Annotated in this window: 2 protein-coding genes; one reads left to right on the top strand and one right to left on the bottom strand. The window is 73.2% G+C overall.

Going from position 1 to position 3,306, the window contains the following annotated elements; genetic code table 11:
* Positions 1-55: 55 nt before the first annotated feature.
* Positions 56-844, bottom strand: coding sequence for a lytic polysaccharide monooxygenase (locus ACFUEL_RS37355; protein ID WP_380242303.1), 789 nt, complete (start codon positions 842-844; stop codon positions 56-58).
* 451 nt (positions 845-1,295) lie between these two features.
* On the opposite strand from ACFUEL_RS37355, the gene ACFUEL_RS37350 reads away from it, so the two are divergent.
* The gene (locus ACFUEL_RS37350) at positions 1,296-3,131 is read left to right on the top strand and encodes a hypothetical protein (RefSeq protein WP_380242301.1); all 1,836 of its coding nucleotides are present in this window, start codon (positions 1,296-1,298) and stop codon (positions 3,129-3,131) included.
* Positions 3,132-3,306 lie beyond the last annotated feature (175 nt).

Here is a 3,306-nt window from a genome sequence, read left to right as displayed (position 1 = left end):
CCCCCACAGGGGGCCGTCGGTCGGTCAGCCGGTTCGCGGGTGCCCGGTGGGACGGTCAGCAGGCGCCGAGGTCGTCCCAGACGCCCCACTGGCCGGTGGTGCCGGGCTGCTCGCCCTGGGTCCACCACTTGGAACGCCAGTTGTGGCCGCCGTAGGAGACGGTGGTGCCGCCGCTGTAGGCCGCGGTCGAGTTCCAGGCGGTGGCGGTGCAGGTGCCGGTGCCGCCGCCCGTGGTCCCGCCGGTGGTGCCGCCGGTCGTCCCGCCCGTGGTGCCACCCGTGGTCCCGCCGGTCGTTCCGCCCGTGGTGCCACCCGTGGTGCCGCCGGTGCCGCCGATGTTGACGTCGATGCAGGAGTAGAACGCGTTCGCGGTGTCCGAGACGTTCCACACCGCGAGGACCTTCTGGCGGCCGGTGAAGCTGCCGAAGTTCACGGTCTGGCTGAGGTCGGCCGGCGGCTGGGCGTTGTTGCCCGGGAACGTGGCGATCAGCTGGTTGCCGATGTAGTACTGCCAGTTCGAGGTGGAGTGCCGGGCGGTGAAGTGCCAGGTGAAGGTCTGGACGGAGGACACGTTGGTGACCTTCCAGCCCAGGTTGTCGTTGTCGAGCTCGGCGTACTCGGCGTGGCCGGCGGAGCAGCTGGTCAGGCCCTTGGGGCCCTCGACGCTCTGCGGCTCGTACTTGATCTGGCCGCAGCTGACCACGTTGTTGGCGCACTGGTCCTGGCGGCTCGCCGGGTTGGTGACCCAGCCGTGGGCACTGGCGGTGCCCGCGGTCATGGTCATGCCGAGCAGCGGGGCGACCAGCGCGCCGACGACGGCGGTCACTTTTCTCTTGGTCTGCATGTCTGGGGTGCCTTCCTGATGTGGGGGTTCAGGTCCGTCCGGGCCGTCGGGGCACGTCGGAGGCCGCCGTGGCGCGGTGGGGCGGACACGAGCGGTACTCCTCCGTACGACCGGTTCGACAGGTCGGGAGACGGCCATAGGTCTAGACCGGATACTGAGGGAGACGATAGCGACGTACAGGACGCGGTCAAGTGGTTGAGCGAAATGTCCGCCTCCGGCGGGCGCACTTCACCGAAGATCTGACCGAACGTCACCGGACCTGCGCCTAAATGTGCGTGACGGCGTCCGGATCGGCGAACCCGGGCGCCGACCGGCCCGGACCCGGTGACTCCCGGCGGTCCCGGACGGAAGAGCGTCGGGCCCGCCCGGCGGGAAGAGTGCCGGGCGGACCCGGCGGGAAGGACGGAGCAGGGGGCCCCGCCGTGCGGGCGGGCCGGGGAGGGGAGCGGGAATGGCACGCACACGCGTCCGGGCGGCACTGCGGGACGCACTGCTGGGGCTGGCCGCCTGGTGGCTGTGGATGCCGCTGCTCGCGGCGGTCGTCTGGTTGGTCAAGCACTTCGTGTTCGGCGGTTTCGGCCAGCAGGACCAGAGCTACGCGCTGCTGCTCGAGCGCCAGTTCTTCCCGCACGGCGGCCCGCTGGACGCCGCCCCGCTGTTCTGGCTGTGGCTGGCGGTCGGCTTCGCGGGCAGCTTCGCGGCGGTCTGGTACGTCGTGGAGGAGGCCGGGACGGGCTACCGCGACCGGTGGGCGCGGCTGGCGGTGGCCGTCGTCGTGCTGGCCGTGCTCGGCTCGCTGGTGCGGGCCGGCACCGGTCTGTGGGACGACGACAAGGACGCGGGCCGCTACTACGCCCGCGCCACCGTGCTGGACGTGCCGGCGGGCGGCGCGGCCACCCCGCGCTCGGTGCTGCCGGTCACCGAGCACAGCCGGGCCGGCGACGGCACCCGCTGCGACCTGGTCGGCACCTCCGACGTGCCGGCCTGCGTCAAGACCGCCCCGATGCCGGACTTCGACTTCGAGGCCCGCACCGCCTCCTACGCGGCCGCCACCAAGGCGCTCACCGACAGCGCGGGCCTGACCTCCGGCGTCCGACTGCTCGGCCACAGCCTGCACTACCTGCCCGGCGCGGGACCGGGCGGCAGCGGGGTGTGGACGGCGGTGCTGGACGGCTCCGGCGAGCAGCCGATGGAGGGCGTCGCGGTCTGGAACGGCGGCTCCAACTCGGTGGCCTCCTGCACCTTCGGCGGCGACCACGCCTTCGACCGGGCGTTCGGCGGCACCGGCGCGGTCAGCCTGCGCAACCTGCTCGCCGAGCGCTTCCCCGACCTGGTCTACAGCGACCAGGACGTCTGGGGCTACTGCGACGGCCCGGACGTCCGCACCGCGCGGCCCGTCGTCGTCATCTCGGTCGCCGAGGAGACCGGCTGGAAGCAGCGCACCGTGCTCGCCCCGGCCGGCGTCCTGGTGCTCAGGGGCTCCGCCGACGGCCGCCCCGACATCACCTACCGCCCCACCGCCGCCCCCGGCGACCTGCCCGGCGCGGTCTACCCCGCCTCGGTGGTGCGTTCCCAGATCCACGAGGTGCAGTGGCTCGGCGGCCGCGGCGCCAAGGACGACCGGAACTTCGGCTACGACCACACCTCGGCCGCCGCCAACGCCGCCAACCCCGGCGAGTTCCTGCTCCGCTCCAAGGCCGACGGCCACCTGTACTACGTCACGCCGCTGGTGCCCCGGGAGAGCTCCTCCCAACTGGTGGTCGCCTTCGCCGTCCTGCAGGCCGACCGGGTCGGCGACGGCCTCAACGACCTGCACGTGTACGTCCGCGCCGACGACGCGCCCTCGGTCAACCTCGACGTGCTGGCCAGCCGGATGGTCTCCTACATGGCCCAGCAGACCTCGATCACCATCAGCGCGGGCCCCAACGGCGCGCTCCAGGAGATCGTCCCGTTCGGGCACGACATGTGGCGCGGCTTCGTCGACTTCAACGGCCAGACCCAGGACTACATCGACCTCTCCGGGGACGCCACCGTCACCCCCAACCTGGTCTCCCTCCAGGGCCAGATCACCCCGCCGGGCGGCCAGCCGCAACCCCAGCCCCAGCCCCAGCCGCAACCCCAGCCCACCGACCCGGGCACCCCGCAGCCCACCGGCGGCGGCACCGGCACCGGCAGCAGTGGCACCGGCACCGACTGCGGCGGCGACCCGGCCCGGCTGAGCGACCGCCAACTCGCGGACTGCATCGCCGAGTTGACCCGCGCGCTACAGGGCCGGCTGCCGTCCTGACCGGGGCGGCCGGCGGCCGGCGGCCGCCCCCTCAGACCAGCCGGACCAGCTCCACCGGCGGCAGGACGGTCGGCGCCTCGTCCGTCACCCAGGCGTACTCCAGCGCGCTCAGCCCGTCCTCGTCGGCCCACAGCAGGAACTCGCCGACGTACCCGCCCGCCGCGTCGTACACCTG

Origin of the sequence: Kitasatospora sp. NPDC057198 (assembly GCF_042670125.1) — a bacterium.
GTDB lineage: Bacteria > Actinomycetota > Actinomycetes > Streptomycetales > Streptomycetaceae > Kitasatospora.
The sequence above is the reverse complement of the archived record's forward strand: the minus strand, read 5'-3'. Positions and strand labels throughout refer to the sequence as shown.

Coding starts and splice junctions, on each gene's coding strand:
- ACFUEL_RS37355 (WP_380242303.1), bottom strand. CDS start 844: ATGCAGACCAAGAGAAAAGTGACCGCCGTCGTCGGCGCGCTGGTCGCC.
- ACFUEL_RS37350 (WP_380242301.1), top strand. CDS start 1,296: ATGGCACGCACACGCGTCCGGGCGGCACTGCGGGACGCACTGCTGGGG.